Source organism: Nonomuraea sp. NPDC052265, from assembly GCF_044547985.1.
In the GTDB taxonomy this organism is placed as follows: Bacteria; Actinomycetota; Actinomycetes; order Streptosporangiales; family Streptosporangiaceae; genus Nonomuraea.
Map to the genome: position 1 here is coordinate 1022774 of NZ_JBIUBJ010000001.1, position 17879 is coordinate 1040652.

General features: G+C 68.4%; 22 protein-coding genes. 3 read left to right on the plus strand and 19 right to left on the minus strand.

Going from position 1 to position 17879, the window contains the following annotated elements:
• Window positions 1-25: 25 nt before the first annotated feature.
• From glmM to rplM, 3 genes are read right to left on the minus strand one after another with little or no spacing between them, the layout of a single operon-like run.
• Entirely contained in the window at window positions 26-1375 is a 1350-nt protein-coding gene (gene glmM / locus ACIHAD_RS04790; protein WP_397352988.1) for a phosphoglucosamine mutase, read from the minus strand.
• Window position 1376: 1 nt separating this feature from the next.
• Window positions 1377-1898: a 30S ribosomal protein S9 gene (gene rpsI, locus ACIHAD_RS04795; protein WP_397352990.1), complete on the minus strand. Its 522-nt coding sequence runs from the start codon at window positions 1896-1898 to the stop codon at window positions 1377-1379.
• Between the two features lie 26 nt (window positions 1899-1924).
• Complete coding sequence (gene rplM / locus ACIHAD_RS04800) at window positions 1925-2368, minus strand: 50S ribosomal protein L13 (protein WP_352328322.1); 444 nt, start codon at window positions 2366-2368, stop codon at window positions 1925-1927.
• A gap of 322 nt (window positions 2369-2690) precedes the next feature.
• Between rplM and ACIHAD_RS04805 the strand changes: the two genes are divergently transcribed.
• The 3 genes from ACIHAD_RS04805 (at window position 2691) to ACIHAD_RS04815 (ending at window position 7527) form a co-directional block, all read left to right on the plus strand.
• Entirely contained in the window at window positions 2691-3452 is a 762-nt protein-coding gene (locus ACIHAD_RS04805; protein ID WP_397352992.1) for a CAP domain-containing protein, read from the plus strand.
• 54 nt (window positions 3453-3506) lie between these two features.
• Window positions 3507-4490, plus strand: a complete 984-nt coding sequence (locus tag ACIHAD_RS04810) for a hypothetical protein (RefSeq protein WP_397352993.1) — start codon at window positions 3507-3509, stop codon at window positions 4488-4490.
• 100 nt (window positions 4491-4590) lie between these two features.
• A complete protein-coding gene (locus ACIHAD_RS04815; protein WP_397352994.1) occupies window positions 4591-7527 on the plus strand; it encodes a hypothetical protein in 2937 nt (978 codons plus the stop codon).
• Here ACIHAD_RS04815 and truA read toward each other — a convergent pair.
• The 16 genes from truA to rpsE all read right to left on the minus strand — a co-directional run bounded on the left by truA (window position 7492) and on the right by rpsE (window position 17857).
• Window positions 7492-8370, minus strand: coding sequence for a tRNA pseudouridine(38-40) synthase TruA (truA, locus tag ACIHAD_RS04820; protein ID WP_397352995.1), 879 nt, complete (start codon window positions 8368-8370; stop codon window positions 7492-7494). The genes ACIHAD_RS04815 and truA overlap by 36 nt on opposite strands.
• A gap of 80 nt (window positions 8371-8450) precedes the next feature.
• Entirely contained in the window at window positions 8451-8987 is a 537-nt protein-coding gene (rplQ, locus tag ACIHAD_RS04825; protein WP_397352996.1) for a 50S ribosomal protein L17, read from the minus strand.
• Window positions 8988-9146: 159 nt separating this feature from the next.
• The gene (locus ACIHAD_RS04830; protein ID WP_397352997.1) at window positions 9147-10163 is read right to left on the minus strand and encodes a DNA-directed RNA polymerase subunit alpha; all 1017 of its coding nucleotides are present in this window, start codon (window positions 10161-10163) and stop codon (window positions 9147-9149) included.
• A gap of 105 nt (window positions 10164-10268) precedes the next feature.
• On the minus strand, window positions 10269-10895 hold the full coding sequence (gene rpsD / locus ACIHAD_RS04835; protein WP_352327498.1) for a 30S ribosomal protein S4: 627 nt from the start codon (window positions 10893-10895) through the stop codon (window positions 10269-10271).
• 23 nt (window positions 10896-10918) lie between these two features.
• A complete protein-coding gene (rpsK, locus tag ACIHAD_RS04840) occupies window positions 10919-11323 on the minus strand; it encodes a 30S ribosomal protein S11 (protein WP_020542285.1) in 405 nt (134 codons plus the stop codon).
• Window positions 11324-11365: 42 nt separating this feature from the next.
• Window positions 11366-11746, minus strand: coding sequence for a 30S ribosomal protein S13 (gene rpsM / locus ACIHAD_RS04845; RefSeq protein ID WP_125644650.1), 381 nt, complete (start codon window positions 11744-11746; stop codon window positions 11366-11368).
• A 212-nt stretch (window positions 11747-11958) separates the two neighbouring features.
• Complete coding sequence (gene rpmJ / locus ACIHAD_RS04850) at window positions 11959-12072, minus strand: 50S ribosomal protein L36 (RefSeq protein WP_003956441.1); 114 nt, start codon at window positions 12070-12072, stop codon at window positions 11959-11961.
• Between the two features lie 24 nt (window positions 12073-12096).
• Window positions 12097-12318: a translation initiation factor IF-1 gene (gene infA / locus ACIHAD_RS04855; protein WP_012887858.1), complete on the minus strand. Its 222-nt coding sequence runs from the start codon at window positions 12316-12318 to the stop codon at window positions 12097-12099.
• Window positions 12319-12592: 274 nt separating this feature from the next.
• The gene (locus tag ACIHAD_RS04860) at window positions 12593-12970 is read right to left on the minus strand and encodes a hypothetical protein (protein WP_397352999.1); all 378 of its coding nucleotides are present in this window, start codon (window positions 12968-12970) and stop codon (window positions 12593-12595) included.
• A 109-nt stretch (window positions 12971-13079) separates the two neighbouring features.
• Window positions 13080-13505, minus strand: a complete 426-nt coding sequence (locus ACIHAD_RS04865; RefSeq protein WP_397353000.1) for a DUF1707 domain-containing protein — start codon at window positions 13503-13505, stop codon at window positions 13080-13082.
• 17 nt (window positions 13506-13522) lie between these two features.
• Window positions 13523-14332, minus strand: coding sequence for a type I methionyl aminopeptidase (gene map, locus ACIHAD_RS04870; protein ID WP_397353001.1), 810 nt, complete (start codon window positions 14330-14332; stop codon window positions 13523-13525).
• A 126-nt stretch (window positions 14333-14458) separates the two neighbouring features.
• On the minus strand, window positions 14459-15109 hold the full coding sequence (locus ACIHAD_RS04875) for an adenylate kinase (RefSeq protein WP_397353002.1): 651 nt from the start codon (window positions 15107-15109) through the stop codon (window positions 14459-14461).
• Window positions 15109-16413, minus strand: coding sequence for a preprotein translocase subunit SecY (secY, locus tag ACIHAD_RS04880; protein ID WP_397353003.1), 1305 nt, complete (start codon window positions 16411-16413; stop codon window positions 15109-15111). Before secY ends, ACIHAD_RS04875 begins: the two co-directional genes overlap by 1 nt.
• Before the next feature lie 171 nt (window positions 16414-16584).
• Entirely contained in the window at window positions 16585-17040 is a 456-nt protein-coding gene (rplO, locus tag ACIHAD_RS04885; RefSeq protein ID WP_397353004.1) for a 50S ribosomal protein L15, read from the minus strand.
• A 2-nt stretch (window positions 17041-17042) separates the two neighbouring features.
• On the minus strand, window positions 17043-17225 hold the full coding sequence (gene rpmD / locus ACIHAD_RS04890) for a 50S ribosomal protein L30 (protein ID WP_049572666.1): 183 nt from the start codon (window positions 17223-17225) through the stop codon (window positions 17043-17045).
• A 2-nt stretch (window positions 17226-17227) separates the two neighbouring features.
• On the minus strand, window positions 17228-17857 hold the full coding sequence (rpsE, locus tag ACIHAD_RS04895) for a 30S ribosomal protein S5 (protein ID WP_357705907.1): 630 nt from the start codon (window positions 17855-17857) through the stop codon (window positions 17228-17230).
• Between the last annotated feature and the right edge of the window lie 22 nt (window positions 17858-17879).

The following is a 17879-nucleotide window of genomic DNA, read 5'->3' on the forward strand; positions in this document are numbered from 1 at the left end:
GCGCCGCCGTACCCGCCCAGGCGCCTCAGGAGGCGCAGGCCGTACGGACCACGTCCGCCAGGCGGCCGGCCACCTGGTTGGCGTGCTCCTCGGAAGCGGCCTCCACCATCACCCGGATCATGGGCTCGGTGCCGCTCGGCCGGATCAGGACCCGGCCGGTCTCCCCCAGCTCCGCCTCGGCCTCGGCCACGGCGGCGATGAGCTCGGGCACCGACGCCTTGCCCTTGTCGACGTCCTTGACGTTGATCAGGATCTGCGGCAGCGGGGTCATCACCGAGGCCAGCTCCTTCAGCGGGACGCCCGACTTGGCCACCACGCCCAGCAGGTGGAGCGAGGTGAGCAGGCCGTCGCCCGTGGTGGCGTGGTCGAGCATGATGACGTGGCCGGACTGCTCGCCACCCAGGTTGACCCCCTCGGACTTCATGCGTTCGAGCACGTAACGGTCGCCGACCGCGGTCTCGATCACGGTGATGCCGGTCTCGCGCATCGCCAGCTTGAAGCCCAGGTTGGACATGACGGTCGCGACCACGGTGTCCTTGGCCAGCAGGCCGTCGCCGTGCATGGCGGCGGCCAGCACCGCCATGATCTGGTCGCCGTCGACGACCGTGCCCGTGTGGTCGACCGCGAGGCAGCGGTCGGCGTCGCCGTCGTAGGCCACGCCAAGATCGGCGCCCCTGGACACGACCACCTGCTGGAGCTTGTCCAGGTGGGTGGAGCCGTGCCCGGCGTTGATGTTGAGCCCGTCGGGTCTGGCGCCGATGGCCTCGACCCGGGCGCCCGCACGCACCAGCGCCTCGGGCGCGACCATGTGCGCGGCGCCGTGCGCGCAGTCGACCACGATGTGCAGACCGTCGAGCGCGGCGGTCATCGTGGTCAGGACGTGCGAGATGTAGCGGTCGGCCTCACCATACGCGTCGCGTACGCGGCCGACCCCCGAACCGACGGGGAAGGACCAGCTCTCACCGAGCCGGCGCTCGATCTCGTCCTCGACCGCGTCGGACAGCTTGAAGCCGCCCCTGGCCAGGAACTTGATCCCGTTGTCCGGCGCCGCGTTGTGCGAGGCGGACAGCATGACGCCGAGGTCGGCGCCGAGCGCGGCGGTGAGATGGGCGACGGCCGGGGTGGGCAGCACGCCGAGGCGCAGCACATCCACTCCGGACGCCGCGAGGCCAGCGACCACTGCGGCCTCCAGGAATTCCCCGGAGGCTCGCGGGTCCCGGCCCACGACGGCCACGGGACGACGTCCCGTGGCCGCGAACGCGCCCGCATCACCGAGTACGTGGGCGGCCGCCACGGACAGGTCCATGGCCAGCTCGGCCGTGAGGTCGCGACCAGCGACCCCACGTACCCCGTCGGTGCCGAAAAGGCGCGCCAATTTAGCGCTTGCTGTACTGCGGAGCCTTGCGGGCCTTCTTGAGGCCGTACTTCTTCCGCTCCGTGGCGCGAGCGTCACGGGTGAGGAAGCCGGCCTTCTTCAGCGGCGCGCGGTTGGCGTCGACGTCCAGGATCGCCAGGGCGCGGGACAGACCCATGCGCAGCGCACCGGCCTGGCCGGTGACACCGCCGCCGTCGATGCGCGCGATGACGTCGAACGCCTCTTCGGCGCCGAGGACCACGAAGGGCTCGTTGACGATCTGCTGGTGGACCTTGTTGGGGAAGTAGACGTCCAGCGAACGACCGTTGATCGTCCACTTGCCGGTGCCGGGGACGATGCGCACGCGGGCGATCGCCTCCTTGCGGCGACCCGTGCCGTACGAGTTACCCGTGGTGACGGGCTTGCGCACGGGCGCGTCAGCGCTGGCAGCGGACTCGGTGGTGTACTCGGACGGGAAGTCCTCGCCGGAGATTTCCTCCAGCTCGGTCTCGACGGCCGTCTCGACACCGGTGGGCTCAGCCACGGTTCTCCTCTAACTCTTTCGAACTACTACTGGGCGATCTGGGTGATCTGGAACTGCACCGGCTGCTGGGCCTGGTGCGGGTGGTCGGACCCCGCGTAGACCTTCAGCTTCTTGGCCATCTTCCGGCCGAGGGAGTTCTTCGGCAGCATGCCCTTGACGGCCTTCTCGACGGCCTTCTCCGGCCGCTTGTCCATGAGCTCGCCATAGGTGACGGAACGCAGACCGCCCGGGTAGCCCGAGTGACGGTACGCCTTCTTCTGCTCACGCTTGTTACCGCTCAGCGCGATCTTGTCGGCGTTGATGACGATGACGAAGTCACCGGTGTCGACGTGGTTCGCGAAGATCGGCTTGTGCTTGCCGCGGAGCAGGTTCGCGACGTGGCTGGCCAGCCGGCCCAGCACGACATCGGTCGCGTCGATGACGTACCACTGACGCTGGACGTCGGCGGGCTTCGGTGAGTACGTGCGCACGGTCGTAGCCTTCTTTTGCTCGCGTCTTCGGCGCTGTCGGATGCGACAGCTAAATGGGTCGGTCGGTGCGGGCACACGGCAGCCCGGACCTTCCGTCTCCCGAGCCCGATGGGCTTGATGATGGGAGATGACGCCGGACGCGCCGCGCATCGGTCACGCTGGACCTATGCACACAACGAACGATTAGGTTACCCGCCTACAGGCGCGCAGGTCAAAAGACCGGTAACCCTGCACGATTCTACCCGACGACAGAACGGTTCCATTTCGTTTCCCTGGGATCCCTTCATTCCCAGTACCCGACATCTCTATCGTTAGCTGCGGTATGTGGCGGAACTCTCACACCCGGCAAACCCAGCGGGGCGCGCGGCGCCGGAACAGCCTGGGCGTGCTGGCCTGCCTGATGGCCGCGTTGTTCACGGGTGTGCTGCTCGGCCGGCTGTCCGACGACGTAGAGCCCACCGCCCACATCTACCTCAACGAGACCGCCCCGCCCGCCGCGGCCACCGCGCGTCCCGCCCCGACCACGGCGCAGAAGGCCCAGCCCGAGCTGGACCGCATCCCGCGGCAGGCCACCACGGTCAGGACGCCGCGCGGCAGGACCACCCCCAAGCCCACGAAGACCCCGGAAGGGCAGATCGCGGGCTTCGACGCCAAGGACGACCCCACCCAGGTCTTCACCGGCGGCGGCGACCAGGCCAAGGTGATCCCCGGCATGGCGGCCCGGGTCGTCACGCTCACCAACGCCGCCCGCGCCGAGCACGGCTGCGGGCCGCTGCGGGTCGACGGCAGGCTGGGACGCTCGGCGCGCGAGCACTCGCTGGAGATGGCGCGTACCGGGCAGCTCGCCCACAACTCCCCCGACGGCGCCTCCCCCTGGGACCGCATGGACCGCGCCGGCTACCACTGGGGCGCCGCCGAGAACATCGGCAACGGTTACGGCACGCCCGAGCAGGCCGTACGCGGCTGGCTGGACAGCCGCGACCACCGCAGGAACATCCTGGACTGCACCCTCAAGGCCATCGGCGTCGGCGTCGCCTCCGGACCGGACGGCCCATGGTGGACCCAGGACTTCGGGACCCAATGACGAACATCACGGTAATGTCTCCGCATGGTTTCCAACGGCAATGAGGAACGTGGCATGGACAGCGGTCCCCGCCGTTCGCGTAGAGAGCGCGCCGCCGGGGGCGAGACCACTCAGCAGTCGCCGCAGGCCCCGCCGTTCGCGCAGTCTCCGTTCTCACAGTCTCCGTTCACACCGGCCCAGCAGCCGCCGCCGTCCGGGCAGCCGCCGCTGCCCGGACAGTCGCCGCTGACCGGGCAGCCCGCGCAGTCGCCGGAGTCCGAGCAGGCGTCGCAGTCCCAGCAGACGCAGCAGAGCAGGGTCGGCTGGAGTCCCTACGACGAGGGCCGGCGCTCGCGCGCCCCGCTGTGGTTCGCGATCGGCGGCGTCCTGCTGCTGGGCCTGCTCGGCGGCGGCCTGGCGATGATGTGGAACGCGGGCGGGCCCAGCACCGCCGAGGCCGGCGCGCCCACCCGCACCTCGGCGCCGCTCCCCTCGGCCCCGCCCGGCAAGTACGGCTTCGCGGCCGAACGCAAGACCGACCCCGACCCGATCACGGTCAAGGAGATCTTCGGGTCGACGAAGAAGATCGCCATCTCGGGACGCGCGTACGAGATGACGGTCACCAGCAAGGACAAGAAGTGCACCGACGGCGCCCTGGGCGACAAGCTCCAGAAGGCGCTCAAGTCCGGCAAGTGCACCCAGTTCCTCCGAGCCAGCTTCCGTGACAAGGCCGGCAAGGTGATCGGCACGATCGGCGTGGCCAACCTCAGGACGAGCGGCACCGCCACCAAGGTGGCCAAGGTCGGCGACGCGAGCAACTACGTCAAGCCGCTGGCCGGCAAGGACAGCGTCACCAAGATGCTCGGCTCGGGCAGCGGCGGCGCCAAGATCTCGGCCCACGGCCACTACGCGATCATGGTGTGGTTCCAGAACAAGGACGGCAGCAAGCCGGACAAGAAGGGATCGAAGCGCATCTTCGAGGCCATCAAAGACCTCACCGACGCGACGGTCTTCAAGGCTCTGGACAACCGTTCGATGACGGGGAGCGCCCTCAGCTGAACCGACATAGCGCTCGATAACCCCACAAAAGGGACGGCGGATCCCGTTGGGAACACCCATACCGACATAACGATCTCGCTACTCTCGCTAGGCTCGCCCTATGCGTGGCCAGGAACCCGGGTCTGAGCACGATCGCAGGGAAGCCGACCGTACGACCGCATCACCGATGCCGCCGCCGAGCTTCGGCCGCATCGACCGTGGTGTGCCGTCGGCGTTCACCCCGTCCGGCGAGCCGACCGATGACGAGACGCGGGTTCCGCGTGGCATCCCACCGGAGCCCGCCGAGGCGTCCACCGGCGTACAACCGTGGGAGGTGGCCGGCGACGACTCGGCCCCCTACGACTGGTTCGACGACGACACCCCCGACCCCACCCCCTCACCCCCCACCAGCACCAGCCACCCCCCCTTCGGAACCCCTGGCCCCGCCACGGGCGGCTCCCACCCGACACCGGGGCCTCACACCAGCGACCCGTCGGGGGCTCACGACTCCGCCATCGGTGGCCCGTCCGGCACCCACGGCGCCTTCCGCGGCCCCATGGCCGACGAAGAGACCATCACACCCCGCGGAAACACCGAGCCCACGTGGGCCACCGGCACGCCCGCCCCGGCTTCCGCCGCTCCCGGCACACCCGCCGGAGTCTCCGATCCCGCCGGGCCCCCCGACTGGGCCATCGACGCCCCCACAAGGCCCGCCTGGGCCCCCCGCGCTCCCGAGGAGCCCGGAGTGCCGCCCCTACCGTCCAACCAGCCCGCCTGGCCCCCCGGCACCTCCCCCGAGACCGGATGGACGCCCGAGCCCGCCGGGCCCCAAGGGCACGCCCCCGGAGCCCCCACCCACCCCGCATGGGCACCCGAAACACCCAACGACACCGGACGACCCCACGGAAGCCCCAGCCAAGCCGCATGGGTCCCCCCCGACGTCCCTGGGCGAACTCCCGGAACCCCCGCGGCCTGGACGCCCAGAACCGCCGCCGAAGCCACCTGGGGTCCGCAACCCGAGAACGACACCCCCTGGGCCGCCGCCCCCGGACAGTGGGCCGCCGCCCCGGAGGAGGACCCTCCCGGCTGGCCCGCCGAGCCGGTCGTGCCCGGCGCCCCGCCGTGGGAGCCGCCACCGGCGTTCACGGCCGCCGCCGCGGGCCTCCAGGTGTGGCCCGCGCCGGTCGCCGACCCGGACGTCATGCCCCCCTGGCCCGCCGCCACGGGCGAACTGGTGGCCGAGCCGGACACCGACGACCCGACCACCGGCGACCCGGCAGGCGCACCCACCGCCCGCTTCCCCACCACCCCGACGGGCCATCCCACGGACCGGGCAGCAGCAGGCCGGCACCCCGACCAGCCCCCCACCCCCCCGACCGGCACGCCGACCGCCCGCCCTTCAGAGCCGCCGACCAGCCCGTCGACCAGCCCGTCGACCGCCGGGGCCGACACCACCGGGGCCGCCGCCACCGCCGCGCCCGCCGATCGGCACGCCCCCTCGTTCTCCCGCGACCCCGACGCCACACTCCCCGGCCGCAACCCCGCTCCCCACGACTCCGACACCCCGCCGTACGGCTCCGACGCCGGCCCGCGCCGCCCCGACACCACGACATACGGCGGCTCCGACACCGGTTCGTACGACCCCGATGCCACCCGTCCGGGCGGGTTTCCCACACCGGCTCACTACTTCGACCCCGACGCCGCCAAGCGCGACGCCGCTGTCGTCGGACAGCAGCACGCCGTGCCCGCCCCTCCGCACGAGGAGCACGAACCGACCGCCCAGGACACCCCGCCCCAGGGCATGCGCGCGTCCGACCCCCGTGAAGAGCCCACGGGCCCCATGCGGACGGCCCATTACGTCGAGCCCCACCCCACCAACCCGACGGGCCGCCCCCCGGAGCCCGGCGACGTGCCCGTATGGCCCCCCACGGCCCCCATGCCCCCCATGCCCCCCGCCGAGGAGAGGCGCCCGGAGGAAGGGCACACCGGGGGAGGCCGCGAGGACGCGAAGCAGCGCACGCCCGGTCACTCTCCGTCGACACCCCCGGAAGGCACAAACCCGACGGACAATCAGCACGAAACCAGGCACCCGGCGGACAAAGCCTCAACCGGGAAGCGTCCGGAGGACGAGCGGGCCGAGGAGAAGCGCGCGGACGAGACGCCCGCGGCGGACAAGCTCCCCGACCTGCCCTTCAACCAGGACCTGTGGACCAAGAGGCCCGGCACCGCCCTCGACCTGCCCACCCCGCCCCGCGGCACCCCCACCTTCCCGCCCGGCGCGTTCAGGCAGCCCCCCTTCCAGATCCCGCCCCCACCACCCCCGGCCCGGGGCAAGAGCAAGCGAGCCCTGCTCGTCACCCTCGGCGCCCTGGCCCTGGCAGGCGTCGCGACCGGCGGCTTCTTCGCCTACCGCGCCCTGAACACCGCCCCGCCGCCCGCCACGACCGCGGGCACCCGCCCCACCCCGCCCACGCTGCCGCCCACCACGGAACTGTCCGCCAGCCCGCCCGCCGACGTCCCCGGCTCGTCCATGCTGAACTCGGAGGAGACGGACCCCAAGAAGATGTCCCTGACGGAGGCGTTCCCGAAGAAGAAGGTCTCCGCCGCCGGCACGACGTTCACCAGGGTCAAGACCGACACGGAGACGAGCTGCGACAAGGCGGCGACCGGCGCTTTCGCCGACGCGCTGAGCGAGCAGAAGTGCAGCCGGATCATCCGGGCCACCTACGTGGACAGCAAGCGCCGCTGGGCCGTGACCACCGGCATCGCGGTGCTGCCGACCAAGGAGGCCGCCGCCCTGACCGACCAGGCGAAGAACCTCTCGCGCAACATCTGGTTCCGCGCGCTGCCCGGCGCGAAGGGAAGCGGGGGCGAGCGGGTGTCGATCGCCGGCGGTTACGCGGCCGGCCTGGTGTGGGGCAGGTACATCGTGTTCAGCTACGCCACCCACGCCGACGGCCACACCCCGGACGCCAAGGACAAGACGCTGGCCAAGGTCAGCGGGGCGTTCAGGGACCAGACCTCACTCGTCCTGGAGCGCCGCGTCACCAAGGGCTGAGAGCGTGCGGACCCGCCGCGTGGCAGCAGCCCGCGCGGCGAGTTCGTCCGCCCCCGGGTAGCCCACCTCCTCCAGGCACAGCCCGTGCGCGGGCGCGACGTGCACCCCGGAGTCCCGTACGGCCCGCGTCAGCACCTGGCCGGGCCACTCCATCGGCCGGCGCCCGTCGCCCGCGGCCAGCAGGGAGCCCACCAGCGCCCTGACCATCGAATGGCAGAACGCGTCCGCCACGACGGCGGCCACCAGCACGCCGTCCGCCTCGCGGGTCCACTCCAGGCGCTGCAGCTCCCTGATCGTCGTGGCGCCCTCGCGCTTCTTGCAGAACGCCGCGAAGTCGTGCTCGCCCACCAGCCGCCGGGCCGCCGCGTTCATGGCGTCGAGGTCGAGCGGACGGCTGTGCCAGACCACCTCGTGCCGCCGCAGCGGATCGACCCCGCCGGCCGTGTCGCACACCCGGTACGCGTACCGCCGGAACATGGCGGAGAACCGGGCGTCAAAGCCCTCAGGAGCCACCGAGACCCGATGAACACGTACATCCAGGGGCAGGATCCCCCCCAGCCGCCGGACGAGCGCAGAGAGCCGCTCATCGAGCTCCAGAGGCCCGCGGTTGCCGTCGAGCTCGGCGAGCGATCCCACCGGCACGTCCACGTGCGCCACCTGGCCGCGCGCGTGCACGCCCGCGTCCGTACGGCCCGCCACGGTCAGCGCGGCGGGCTCGGCCAGGCGCAGGATCCTGGTGAGCGCCAGCTCGATCTCGCCCTGGACCGTACGGCGACCGGGCTGTCTCGCCCATCCGGAGAAGTCGGTCCCGTCGTATGCCAGATCCAGGCGGAGCCGTAGCACGATCGTCCCTTTCGCGTTCACGGAAAAGGGCCCGGACCCCCGAGAAGGGGATCCGGGCCCGATTCAACCAGCCTGAGAGATCAGGCCTCGTCCTTCTTCGCCTCGGCCTCGGCGGCCGGAGCCTCCTCAGCGGCAGCCGGGGTCTCCTCGGCGGCAGCCTCGGGGGCCTCGGTCTCGGCGACCTCGTTCTCCTCGGCGGCCGGAGCCGGGGCGGCAGCGGCGGCCGGAGCCTCGGTACGGCGGGTGGTGACACCGTTCAGCGGCTCGGACACCAGCTCGATGACCGCCATCGGAGCGTTGTCGCCCTTACGCGCGCCGATCTTGGTGATCCGGGTGTAACCACCCGGACGCTCGGCGAACGTCACCGCGATCTCGGTGAACAGGTGGTGAACCACGCCCTTGTCCCTGACCACGGTCAGGACCTGGCGACGGTTGTGGATGTCGCCCTTCTTCGCCTTGGTGATCAGGCGCTCCGCCAGCGGACGAAGGCGCTTGGCCTTGGTCACCGTCGTACGGATCTTGCCGTGGCGGAACAGGTCCGTGGCGAGGTTCGCCAGGATCAGCCGCTCGTGCGCCGGGCTGCCGCCAAGACGTGCACCCTTGGTGGGCTTGGGCATTGCTTTCTCCTCTTGGGTTAACCCGCCCCGGCCGTACCAGGTACCGGAGTCGGGCCGGCCTCAGTCATGGCGACTGGGCCGTTACGTTCGTCACGCGCCGAGCGGCTTGGCCACTCGGCGCGTGCGGGGCACGTGCGGAGACGGGTCTCCGCACGAAGCTCAGTACTGCTCGGTCTCGACGTACGCGCTGTCGTCGTCGTCGTAGCCGCCGCCGGCCACCGCGCTCGGGTCGAACCCGGGCGGGGAGTCCTTGAGCGCCAGCGTCATCTCGTGCAGCTTCTGCTTGACCTCTTCGATCGACTTGGCCCCGAAGTTCCTTATGTCGAGAAGGTCCTGCTCGCTGCGGGCGACGAGCTCACCCACGGTGTGGATGCCCTCGCGCTTGAGGCAGTTGTAGGAGCGAACGGTCAGGTTCAGCTCCTCGATCGGCAGCGCCAGGTCGGCGGCCAGGGCGGCGTCGGTCGGCGACGGGCCGATGTCGATGCCCTCGGCCTCGACGTTGAGCTCACGGGCCAGGCCGAAGAGCTCGACGAGGGTCTTGCCGGCCGAGGCCACCGCGTCGCGGGGCTTCATGGCGGGCTTGGTCTCGACGTCGAGGATGAGACGGTCGAAGTCGGTGCGCTGCTCGACTCGGGTCGCCTCGACCTTGTAGGTGACCTTGAGCACCGGGGAGTAGATCGAGTCGATCGGAATACGCCCGATCTCCTGGCCCGGCTGCTTGTTCTGGGCGGCGGAGACGTAGCCGCGACCGCGCTCGACGGTCAGCTCCATCTCCAGCTTCGCCTTGCCGTTGAGCGTGGCGATGCGCAGCTCGGGGTTGTGCACCTCGACACCGGCCGGCGGCGCGATGTCGGCGGCGGTGACCTCACCCGGGCCCTGCTTGCGCAGGTACATCACGACCGGCTCGTCGTGCTCGGAGGAGACGACCAGCTCCTTGAGGTTCAGGATGATGTCGGTGACGTCTTCCTTGACCCCGGGAACGGTCGAGAACTCGTGCAGCACGCCCTCGATGCGGATGCTCGTCACGGCCGCGCCCGGAATGGACGACAGCAGCGTGCGGCGCAGCGAGTTGCCGATGGTGTAGCCGAAGCCCGGCTCCAGCGGCTCGATGACGAACCGGGACCGGGTCTCGTCGATCGACTCTTCGAGAAGAGTCGGGCGCTGAGCGATCAGCATGGTGTGGGTTCTCCCCTTGTCGTGTGGCGCCCGCTATATGACGCCACTCCGATAAACAGTCTAGTTCGGGCACGGATGTCCGTGCCCGAACTAGTACGTCACTGACTACTTGGAGTAGTACTCGACGATGAGCTGCTCTTGGACCTGGGTGTCGATCTGCTGGCGAACCGGCAGCTGGTGGACCAGGACGCGGAGCTTCTCCGGCACGACGCCGAGCCACGCGGGAACGGTGCGCTCGCCCGCGGTCGCCCGAGCGACCTCGTAGGGCAGCAGGTTGCGCTTGGTCTCGCGGACCTCGATGATGTCGTGCTCGCGAACGCGGTACGACGGGATGTCGACCTTCTTGCCGTTCACCAGGATGTGGCCGTGGCGCACCTGCTGGCGAGCGGCGTCACGCGACTGGGCGAAGCCGGCGCGGTAGACGACGTTGTCGAGACGGCTCTCCAGGATCTGGAGCAGCACCTCACCCGACTTGCCGCTCTTGCCCGCGGCCTCTTCGTAGTAGTTGCGGAACTGCTTCTCGAGGACACCGTAGATGCGACGGGTCTTCTGCTTCTCGCGAAGCTGAAGCTGGTACTCGGACTCCTTGGGGCGTCCGCGGCCGTGCTCACCCGGCGGGTAAGGACGGATCTCGATGGGGCACTTGGCGGACTCGCACTTGCTGCCCTTGAGGAAGAGCTTGGTCTTCTCGCGACGGCAGAGCTTGCAGTCCGCGCCCGTGTAACGAGCCATTTCTCAATATCTCCTGGGGAAATTCAGACGCGGCGGCGCTTCGGCGGACGGCAGCCGTTGTGCGGGACGGGCGTGACGTCCTGGATCGAACCCACCTCGAGGCCGGTGGCCTGGAGGGAGCGGATCGCGGTCTCACGGCCGGAGCCGGGACCCTTGACGAACACGTCGACCTTGCGCATGCCGTGCTCCATGGCACGGCGGGCGGCGTTCTCGGCGGCCATCTGAGCGGCGAACGGGGTGGACTTACGGGAGCCCTTGAAACCCACGTGGCCGGCGCTGGCCCAGGAGATCACGTTCCCGTTCGGGTCGGTGATCGAGACGATCGTGTTGTTGAACGTGCTCTTGATGTGGGCGTGCCCGTGAGCGACGTTCTTCTTTTCCTTGCGGCGCACCTTCTTCGGGGCACCCTGACGGCTCTTAGGAGGCATTGTTTGCCATTACTCCTGAGATCTTCGGTCCGCGGCTGTGGACTACTTCTTACCGGGCTTCTTCTTACCGGCGACGGTCTTCTTCTTGCCCTTACGGGTACGCGCGTTGGTCTGCGTGCGCTGACCGTGGACCGGAAGGCCCTTGCGGTGCCGGATGCCCTGGTAGCAACCGATTTCGATCTTGCGACGGATGTCGGCCTGGACCTCGCGGCGCAGGTCACCCTCGATCTTGAAGTTCGCCTCGATGTAGTCACGCATCGGGACGAGCTCGGTGTCGGAGAGCTGGTGCACGCGGAGGTCGCCGCTGACACCGGTCGCCTGGAGGATCTCCTGGGCGCGGGTGCGGCCGATTCCGTAGATGTAGGTGAGAGCGATCTCCAGCCGCTTCTCGCGGGGGAGGTCGACGCCAACCAGGCGAGCCATGGTCGGGCATTCTCCTTCTTTTGGCGGAGGTCTTGCGCCGCACTACCCCTCCCCATGCCCGGGGTGAGGGCCCCGGCCTCCGACCGGGGGTCTCCTGAGTGGTACGGAATGCTCCGCCTGCCCAGGTGTGAGACGCGATTACTTTCGCAGGCTCCTCATACGTCGAGCCCGCTCCCTAATTCGGGGCGGACTCGGAGAAACCTTGCGTACGACTAACCCTGACGCTGCTTGTGGCGCAGGTTGTCGCAGATCACCATGACGCGACCGTGCCGGCGAATCACCTTGCACTTGTCGCAGATCTTCTTGACGCTCGGCTTTACCTTCATTGTCCTTCGTGTTCCTCAGACGTCTTACTTGTATCGGTAGACGATCCGCCCACGACTCAGGTCGTAGGGGCTCAGTTCAACGACTACCCGGTCGTCCGGCAGAATTCGGATGTAGTGCATCCTCATCCGTCCGCTGATGTGGGCCAGGACCTTATGGCCGTTGTCGAGCTGCACCCGGAACATGGCGTTCGGGAGCGACTCAACCACAGTGCCCTCGATCTCGATGGCGCCGTCTTTCTTGGCCAAAATCCCTCGCGTTTCACTGATCGATCGTCTGAGGCCCGGTTCACTAAGCAGCCGCGACCTCACGCTTCGAAGAGAGCGGCGATCGGCAAAGACCGCCGACGCGTGATAGTCATAGTGAGCCGACTAAGGAGTGTACGACACCTGAGCCAAAAACGCGAAACGCGTGCCAGGTGTCCTGACACAACCATGTAAGAGTCTACCCCACGGCCCCTACTCCTTCGACCATGCGGCGGAAGGCCCGCCGGGAGATCGGCGGGCCTTCCGTGAGGCGTTCCTAGTGGATGCGGTGCCGGTCGCCGCAGTAATTGAACGAGCCGCCCCAGCAGGTCCAGGTGTAGATCTTCTTGATCCCCCGGCCGGACCAGGTCTCGTCGTGGCTCCCGTCCCACTTCCTGGAGAACTGGTGCCAGCTCCCGTTCGCGTAGTACCTGAACCACACGTAGCCGAACTTCGGCGTGGACTCCCTGCCGTACCAGTGAGTGTAGATCTTGCCGTGCGACCGGTACGTGCGACCGTGGGTGTCCGCCTTGTGGTTGCCGGCGTAGAACGTGCCCCACCCGCCGGACGAGGCCGCCTGGGCGGCTGGGGCGGCGGCGAGCCCGGTGACGGCGATCGAGCCGGCGAGGGCGGCGGCCGCGAAGATCCTGCGCATCTGATTCCTCCGTGAGTCGTGTTCCCGACACGGCTCACGCTAGGAACGACCGCCGTCACGCACTGCGGAGGAATACACACAGTGCATTAAGCCACAAAACGGCCGCGGGCTAGTTGCGCTTCGGCCCGTTCCCGAAGATCGTGCTCATCAGCAGGATCGCGCCCCACGGCCCCATCACCCACAGCGGCCACGGGTAGATCATGTCGCCGGTCGAGACGCTCACGATCAGCCAGATCACCCAGTTGACGGCGCTGGCCGCGGCCCAGGCGCCCCAGGCCGCCCGCATGCCCGGATGGAGGCTGCCACGCGTCGCGGGCACCGCCTCGGGCTTGGCGGGCCGGTGGCGCAGGTCGACGTCGGGCAGGTCGGCCGTCAGCTTGGCCAGGTCGCCGTAGGTCTTGCTCTTGTAGAGCTCTTCGAGCCGCTCGTTGAACTCGTCCATCGTGATGCGGCCCTGCGCGGTGTGCTCACGGAGGATGGCGGCGACCCGGTCGCGGTCGACGTCCGAGGCACGCATCTCGGGGCTGTTCGCCATTCCACCACTCCCGGGGGTCAGAGCTGAAGGTGACTCAGGCGCTCTTCGCCGCCGTCCAGGGCGGTAAGCACCCAAGGACCATTATGTGTCACCGCGACGCTGTGTTCGAAGTGCGCCGACGCCTTCCCGTCGATCGTCACCACCGTCCAGTCGTCGGACAGCACGCGCGTGCGCTCGTTACCCAGGTTCACCATGGGCTCGATGGCCAGGCACATGCCCTCCTCCAGCAGCGGGCCGCGGCCCGGCTTGCCGTGGTTGGCGATCCACGGGTCCATGTGCATCTCGGTGCCGATGCCGTGGCCGCCGTACTCCGGAGGGATGCCGAAGCGGCCCTGCGACTTGACGTAGCGCTCGACCTCGTAGCCGATGTCGGACAGGTGGCGGCCGATCTTCAGCGCGGCGATGCCGCGCCACATGGCCTCCTCGGTGATCCGCATCAGCTCGGTCAGCTTGGGGTCGACCTCGCCGACCGGCACCGTGACGGCGGAGTCGCCGTGCCAGCCCTCCAGGATCGCGCCGCAGTCGATGGAGATGATGTCGCCCTCGCGCAGCTTGCGGGCGTCGGAGGGGATGCCGTGCACCACTTCGTCGTTGACGGACGCGCAGATCGTCGCGGGGAAACCCTGGTAACCCTTGAACGACGGGATCGCGCCTTCGTCCCTGATCGCCTTCTCGGCGATGGAGTCGAGGTCGAGCGGCGTCATGCCCGGTTCGACGGAACGCCTCAGCAGGTCGAGCGTCCGGCCGACCACCAGGCCGGCGGCCCGCATCTTCTCCAGCTGCTCGGGCGACTTGATCTGGATTCCGTGTCGGTTTCTCTTGAACATTGTTCGGCACCCCCCGGGGTTTCTGACGGGCCTCGTGGGAGCCCTAATTCCCCCACAATAGCCGCACCCAAAAAAGGAAGGTGGCACGGATATCCGTGCCACCTTCGCAGGAGATCGTGTCCGGCGTCATCCCAGGAACGGGCGGATCGCCTCCATTGCCCGCTGAGTCACCTCTTCGACCGGCCCGGTCGCGTCGACGCCCACGAGGATGTCCTCGTCGACGTAGTACGAGACCAGCGGCGCGGTCTGCTCCTGGTAGACCTCCAGGCGGTGCCTGACGGTCTCTTCCTTGTCGTCGTCCCGCTGGAACAGCGCGCCGCCGCAGGCGTCGCACTTGTCGTCCTTCTTGTCGTCGAACTCCACGTGCCAGATGCGGCCGCACTGACTGCACGTACGCCGCCCCGCCAGCCGCCGGACGACCTCGTCGTCGTCGACGACCAGCTCCAGCACCAGGTCGAGCTCCAGACCCCAGTCCTTGAGCATGTCGCGCAGGATCTCCGCCTGCGCGACGTTCCTCGGGAAGCCGTCGAGCAGGAACCCGTCCTGCGCGTCGTCCTCGGACAGTCGGTCGCGGACCATGGCGATGGTGACCTCGTCGGGCACGAGGTCGCCACGGTCCATGTAGGTTCTGGCCAGCTTGCCGAGGTCCGTGCCGCCCGAGACGTTGGCACGGAAGATGTCACCTGTCGAGATCTTCGGGATGGACAGGTTCGATGCGATGTACTGGGCCTGTGTCCCCTTACCCGCTCCGGGGGGCCCGACGAGAACGAGACGCACTACCGCAGGAAACCTTCGTAGTTACGCTGCTGCAGCTGGCTCTCGATCTGCTTCACCGTGTCCAGGCCGACACCAACCATGATCAGAATGCTCGTCCCTCCGAACGGGAAGTTCTGGCTAGCCCCGGCCACCGCAAGCGCGACGATCGGGATCATGGAGATTAGACCCAGATAGAGCGCGCCAGGCGCGGTCAGACGGGTGAGCACGAAGTTCAGGTATTCAGCCGTCGGACGGCCGGGACGGATGCCCGGAATGAACCCACCGTACTTCTTCATGTTGTCGGCGACTTCAGCGGGGTTGAACGTAATCGACACATAGAAGTACGTGAAGAAGACGATCAGCAGGAAGAACGTGACCATGTAGACCGGGTGGTCGCCTCTGACCAGGTACTGGGAGATCCACTGGACGACCGCGTTGTTCGTCGTCGGGAAGAGCGAGGTCAGCAGCTGCGGCAGGTAGAGCAGCGACGAGGCGAAGATGACCGGGATGATGCCGGCCTGGTTGACCTTGAGCGGGATGTACGTCGAGGTGCCGCCGTACATCCTGCGGCCCACCATGCGCTTGGCGTACTGGACCGGGATGCGGCGCTGCGCCTGCTCGACGAAGACCACGGCCGCGATCATGAAGACACCGACGATCAGGACCACCGCGAAGGTGAACTTGTTCGCACGGAAGATGTTGGTCAGCTCGGACGGGAAGACCGCGACGACCTGCGTGAAGATCAGGATGGACATGCCGTTGCCGACACCGCGGTCGGTGATGAGCTCACCGAGCCACATGATCACCGACGTGCCGGCCGTCATGATGATGACCATCGTGACGATGCCGAAGATGTCGTCGGGGTTGCGCAGGACGCTCTGCTGGCAGTTGGGGAACAGCTGACCGGAACGCGCGAGCGCGATGAAGGCGGTCGACTGGAGGATGCCGAGGCCGATGGTCAGATAACGCGTATACTGCGTGATCTTGGCCTGACCCGCCTGGCCTTCCTTCTTGAGAGCCTCAAGGCGTGGAATCACCACGACGAGCAGCTGGAGAATGATGCTCGCGGTGATATACGGCATAATGCCCAGCGCGAACACCGACAGCTTCAGGAGCGCACCACCACTGAACAGCTGCACCATCCCATAGATGTTGCCGGTGGCTCCGTTACGGGCCTGATCGAAACAGGCCGCGAGGTTCTGGACGTGAACTCCCGGAGTCGGAAGAACCGAGCCGAGACGGAACAGCGCGATGATGCCCAGGGTGAAGAGCAACTTCTTGCGCAGGTCCGGTGTCCGGAACGCCCGGGTAAACGCGGTCAGCACGGTCCCTCCTGCGCGCCTTTATGGCGATGTGAGTATGCGGTGGTGCGGGGATCTGCCATGTCAAGTCTCAAGTCAAACGAGCCGGACAGAATCCTGCCGCCTCGCCGAACTCTAACGCACTAAGGGCGTGGGGGCCCATTGTCGGAACCCCCACGCCTCGTCATAGCGGAGCTACAGCTCGGTAACGGAACCACCGGCGGCGGCGATCTTCTCCTTCGCGGCGGACGAGAAGGCGTGAGCCGTAACGTTCACAGCGACGGAGATCTCGCCGGTGCCGAGCACCTTCACGAGCTGGTTCTTGCGAACGGCGCCCTTGGCCACCAGGGCCTCGACGGTGACGTCGCCACCCTCGGGGAACAGCTCGCCGAGCTTGTCCAGGTTGACGACCTGGTAGGTCGTCTTGAACAGCGCGTTGGAGAAGCCCTTGAGCTTCGGCAGACGCCTCTGCAGCGGCACCTGGCCACCCTCGAAGCCGAGGGGAACCGTGGTACGGGCGTGGCTGCCCTTGGTGCCGCGACCGGCCGTCTTGCCCTTGGACGCCTCGCCACGACCCTTGCGGACCTTGGCCTTGTTGGCACCCGGGGCGGGACGCAGGTCGTGAATCTTGAGCGGAGCCTTGTCAGTCATGACTAGTCGACCTCTTCCACCACGACGAGGTGCGTCACCACGGAGACCATCCCACGAATCTCGGGACGGTCCTCCTTGACGACGACATCGCCGATTCGCTTCAGGCCAAGCGAACGCAGCGAGTCACGCTGGTTCTGCTTGCCACCGATCTTCGAGCGAACCTGAGTGATCTTCAGGCGTGCCATGACTAGCTCACCGCCTTCGCGGCCGCGGCCTCGGCGATGCCCTCGCGCTGAGCCTTGAGCATCCGGGCCGGAGCCACGTCCTCGATCGGCAGGCCACGACGGGCGGCGATCTCCTCGGGGCGCGACAGGCCCTTCAGAGCCGCCACCGTGGCGTGCACGATGTTGATCGGGTTGTCCGAGCCGAGCGACTTGGACAGCACGTCATGGATGCCGGCGCACTCCAGGACCGCGCGCACCGGGCCACCGGCGATGACGCCGGTACCGGCCGAGGCCGGACGCAGGAAGACGACGCCAGCCGCCTCTTCACCCTGCACGGTGTGCGGGATGGTGCCCTGGATGCGAGGCACCTTGAAGAAGTGCTTCTTCGCCTCTTCGACACCCTTGGCGATGGCCGCGGGCACTTCCTTGGCCTTGCCGTAACCGACGCCGACCAGGCCGTTGCCGTCACCGACGATGACGAGGGCGGTGAAGCTGAAGCGACGACCACCCTTCACGACCTTGGCCACTCGGTTGATCTTCACTACGCGCTCGATGTACGAGACGCCCTTGTCGGCGGCGCCACCGCGGCGATCGTCACGACGGTCCCGCCGCTCGCCACCGGTGCCGCCACCGCGACGCGGAGCTGCAGCCATCAGTGGTTCCTCTTCTCAGTTG

Coding starts and splice junctions, on each gene's coding strand:
- rpsM (WP_125644650.1), bottom strand. CDS start 11,746: ATGGCTCGCCTGGTTGGCGTCGACCTCCCCCGCGAGAAGCGGCTGGAG.
- rpsE (WP_357705907.1), bottom strand. CDS start 17,857: ATGGCTGCAGCTCCGCGTCGCGGTGGCGGCACCGGTGGCGAGCGGCGG.
- rplQ (WP_397352996.1), bottom strand. CDS start 8,987: ATGCCCAAGCCCACCAAGGGTGCACGTCTTGGCGGCAGCCCGGCGCAC.
- rpsD (WP_352327498.1), bottom strand. CDS start 10,895: ATGGCTCGTTACACGGGCGCGGACTGCAAGCTCTGCCGTCGCGAGAAG.
- rpsK (WP_020542285.1), bottom strand. CDS start 11,323: ATGCCTCCTAAGAGCCGTCAGGGTGCCCCGAAGAAGGTGCGCCGCAAG.
- ACIHAD_RS04805 (WP_397352992.1), top strand. CDS start 2,691: ATGTGGCGGAACTCTCACACCCGGCAAACCCAGCGGGGCGCGCGGCGC.
- rpmJ (WP_003956441.1), bottom strand. CDS start 12,072: ATGAAGGTAAAGCCGAGCGTCAAGAAGATCTGCGACAAGTGCAAGGTG.
- map (WP_397353001.1), bottom strand. CDS start 14,332: ATGTTCAAGAGAAACCGACACGGAATCCAGATCAAGTCGCCCGAGCAG.
- ACIHAD_RS04860 (WP_397352999.1), bottom strand. CDS start 12,970: ATGCGCAGGATCTTCGCGGCCGCCGCCCTCGCCGGCTCGATCGCCGTC.
- rpmD (WP_049572666.1), bottom strand. CDS start 17,225: ATGGCACGCCTGAAGATCACTCAGGTTCGCTCGAAGATCGGTGGCAAG.
- ACIHAD_RS04830 (WP_397352997.1), bottom strand. CDS start 10,163: ATGCTGATCGCTCAGCGCCCGACTCTTCTCGAAGAGTCGATCGACGAG.
- ACIHAD_RS04815 (WP_397352994.1), top strand. CDS start 4,591: ATGCGTGGCCAGGAACCCGGGTCTGAGCACGATCGCAGGGAAGCCGAC.
- ACIHAD_RS04865 (WP_397353000.1), bottom strand. CDS start 13,505: ATGGCGAACAGCCCCGAGATGCGTGCCTCGGACGTCGACCGCGACCGG.
- ACIHAD_RS04810 (WP_397352993.1), top strand. CDS start 3,507: ATGGACAGCGGTCCCCGCCGTTCGCGTAGAGAGCGCGCCGCCGGGGGC.
- rplO (WP_397353004.1), bottom strand. CDS start 17,040: ATGACTGACAAGGCTCCGCTCAAGATTCACGACCTGCGTCCCGCCCCG.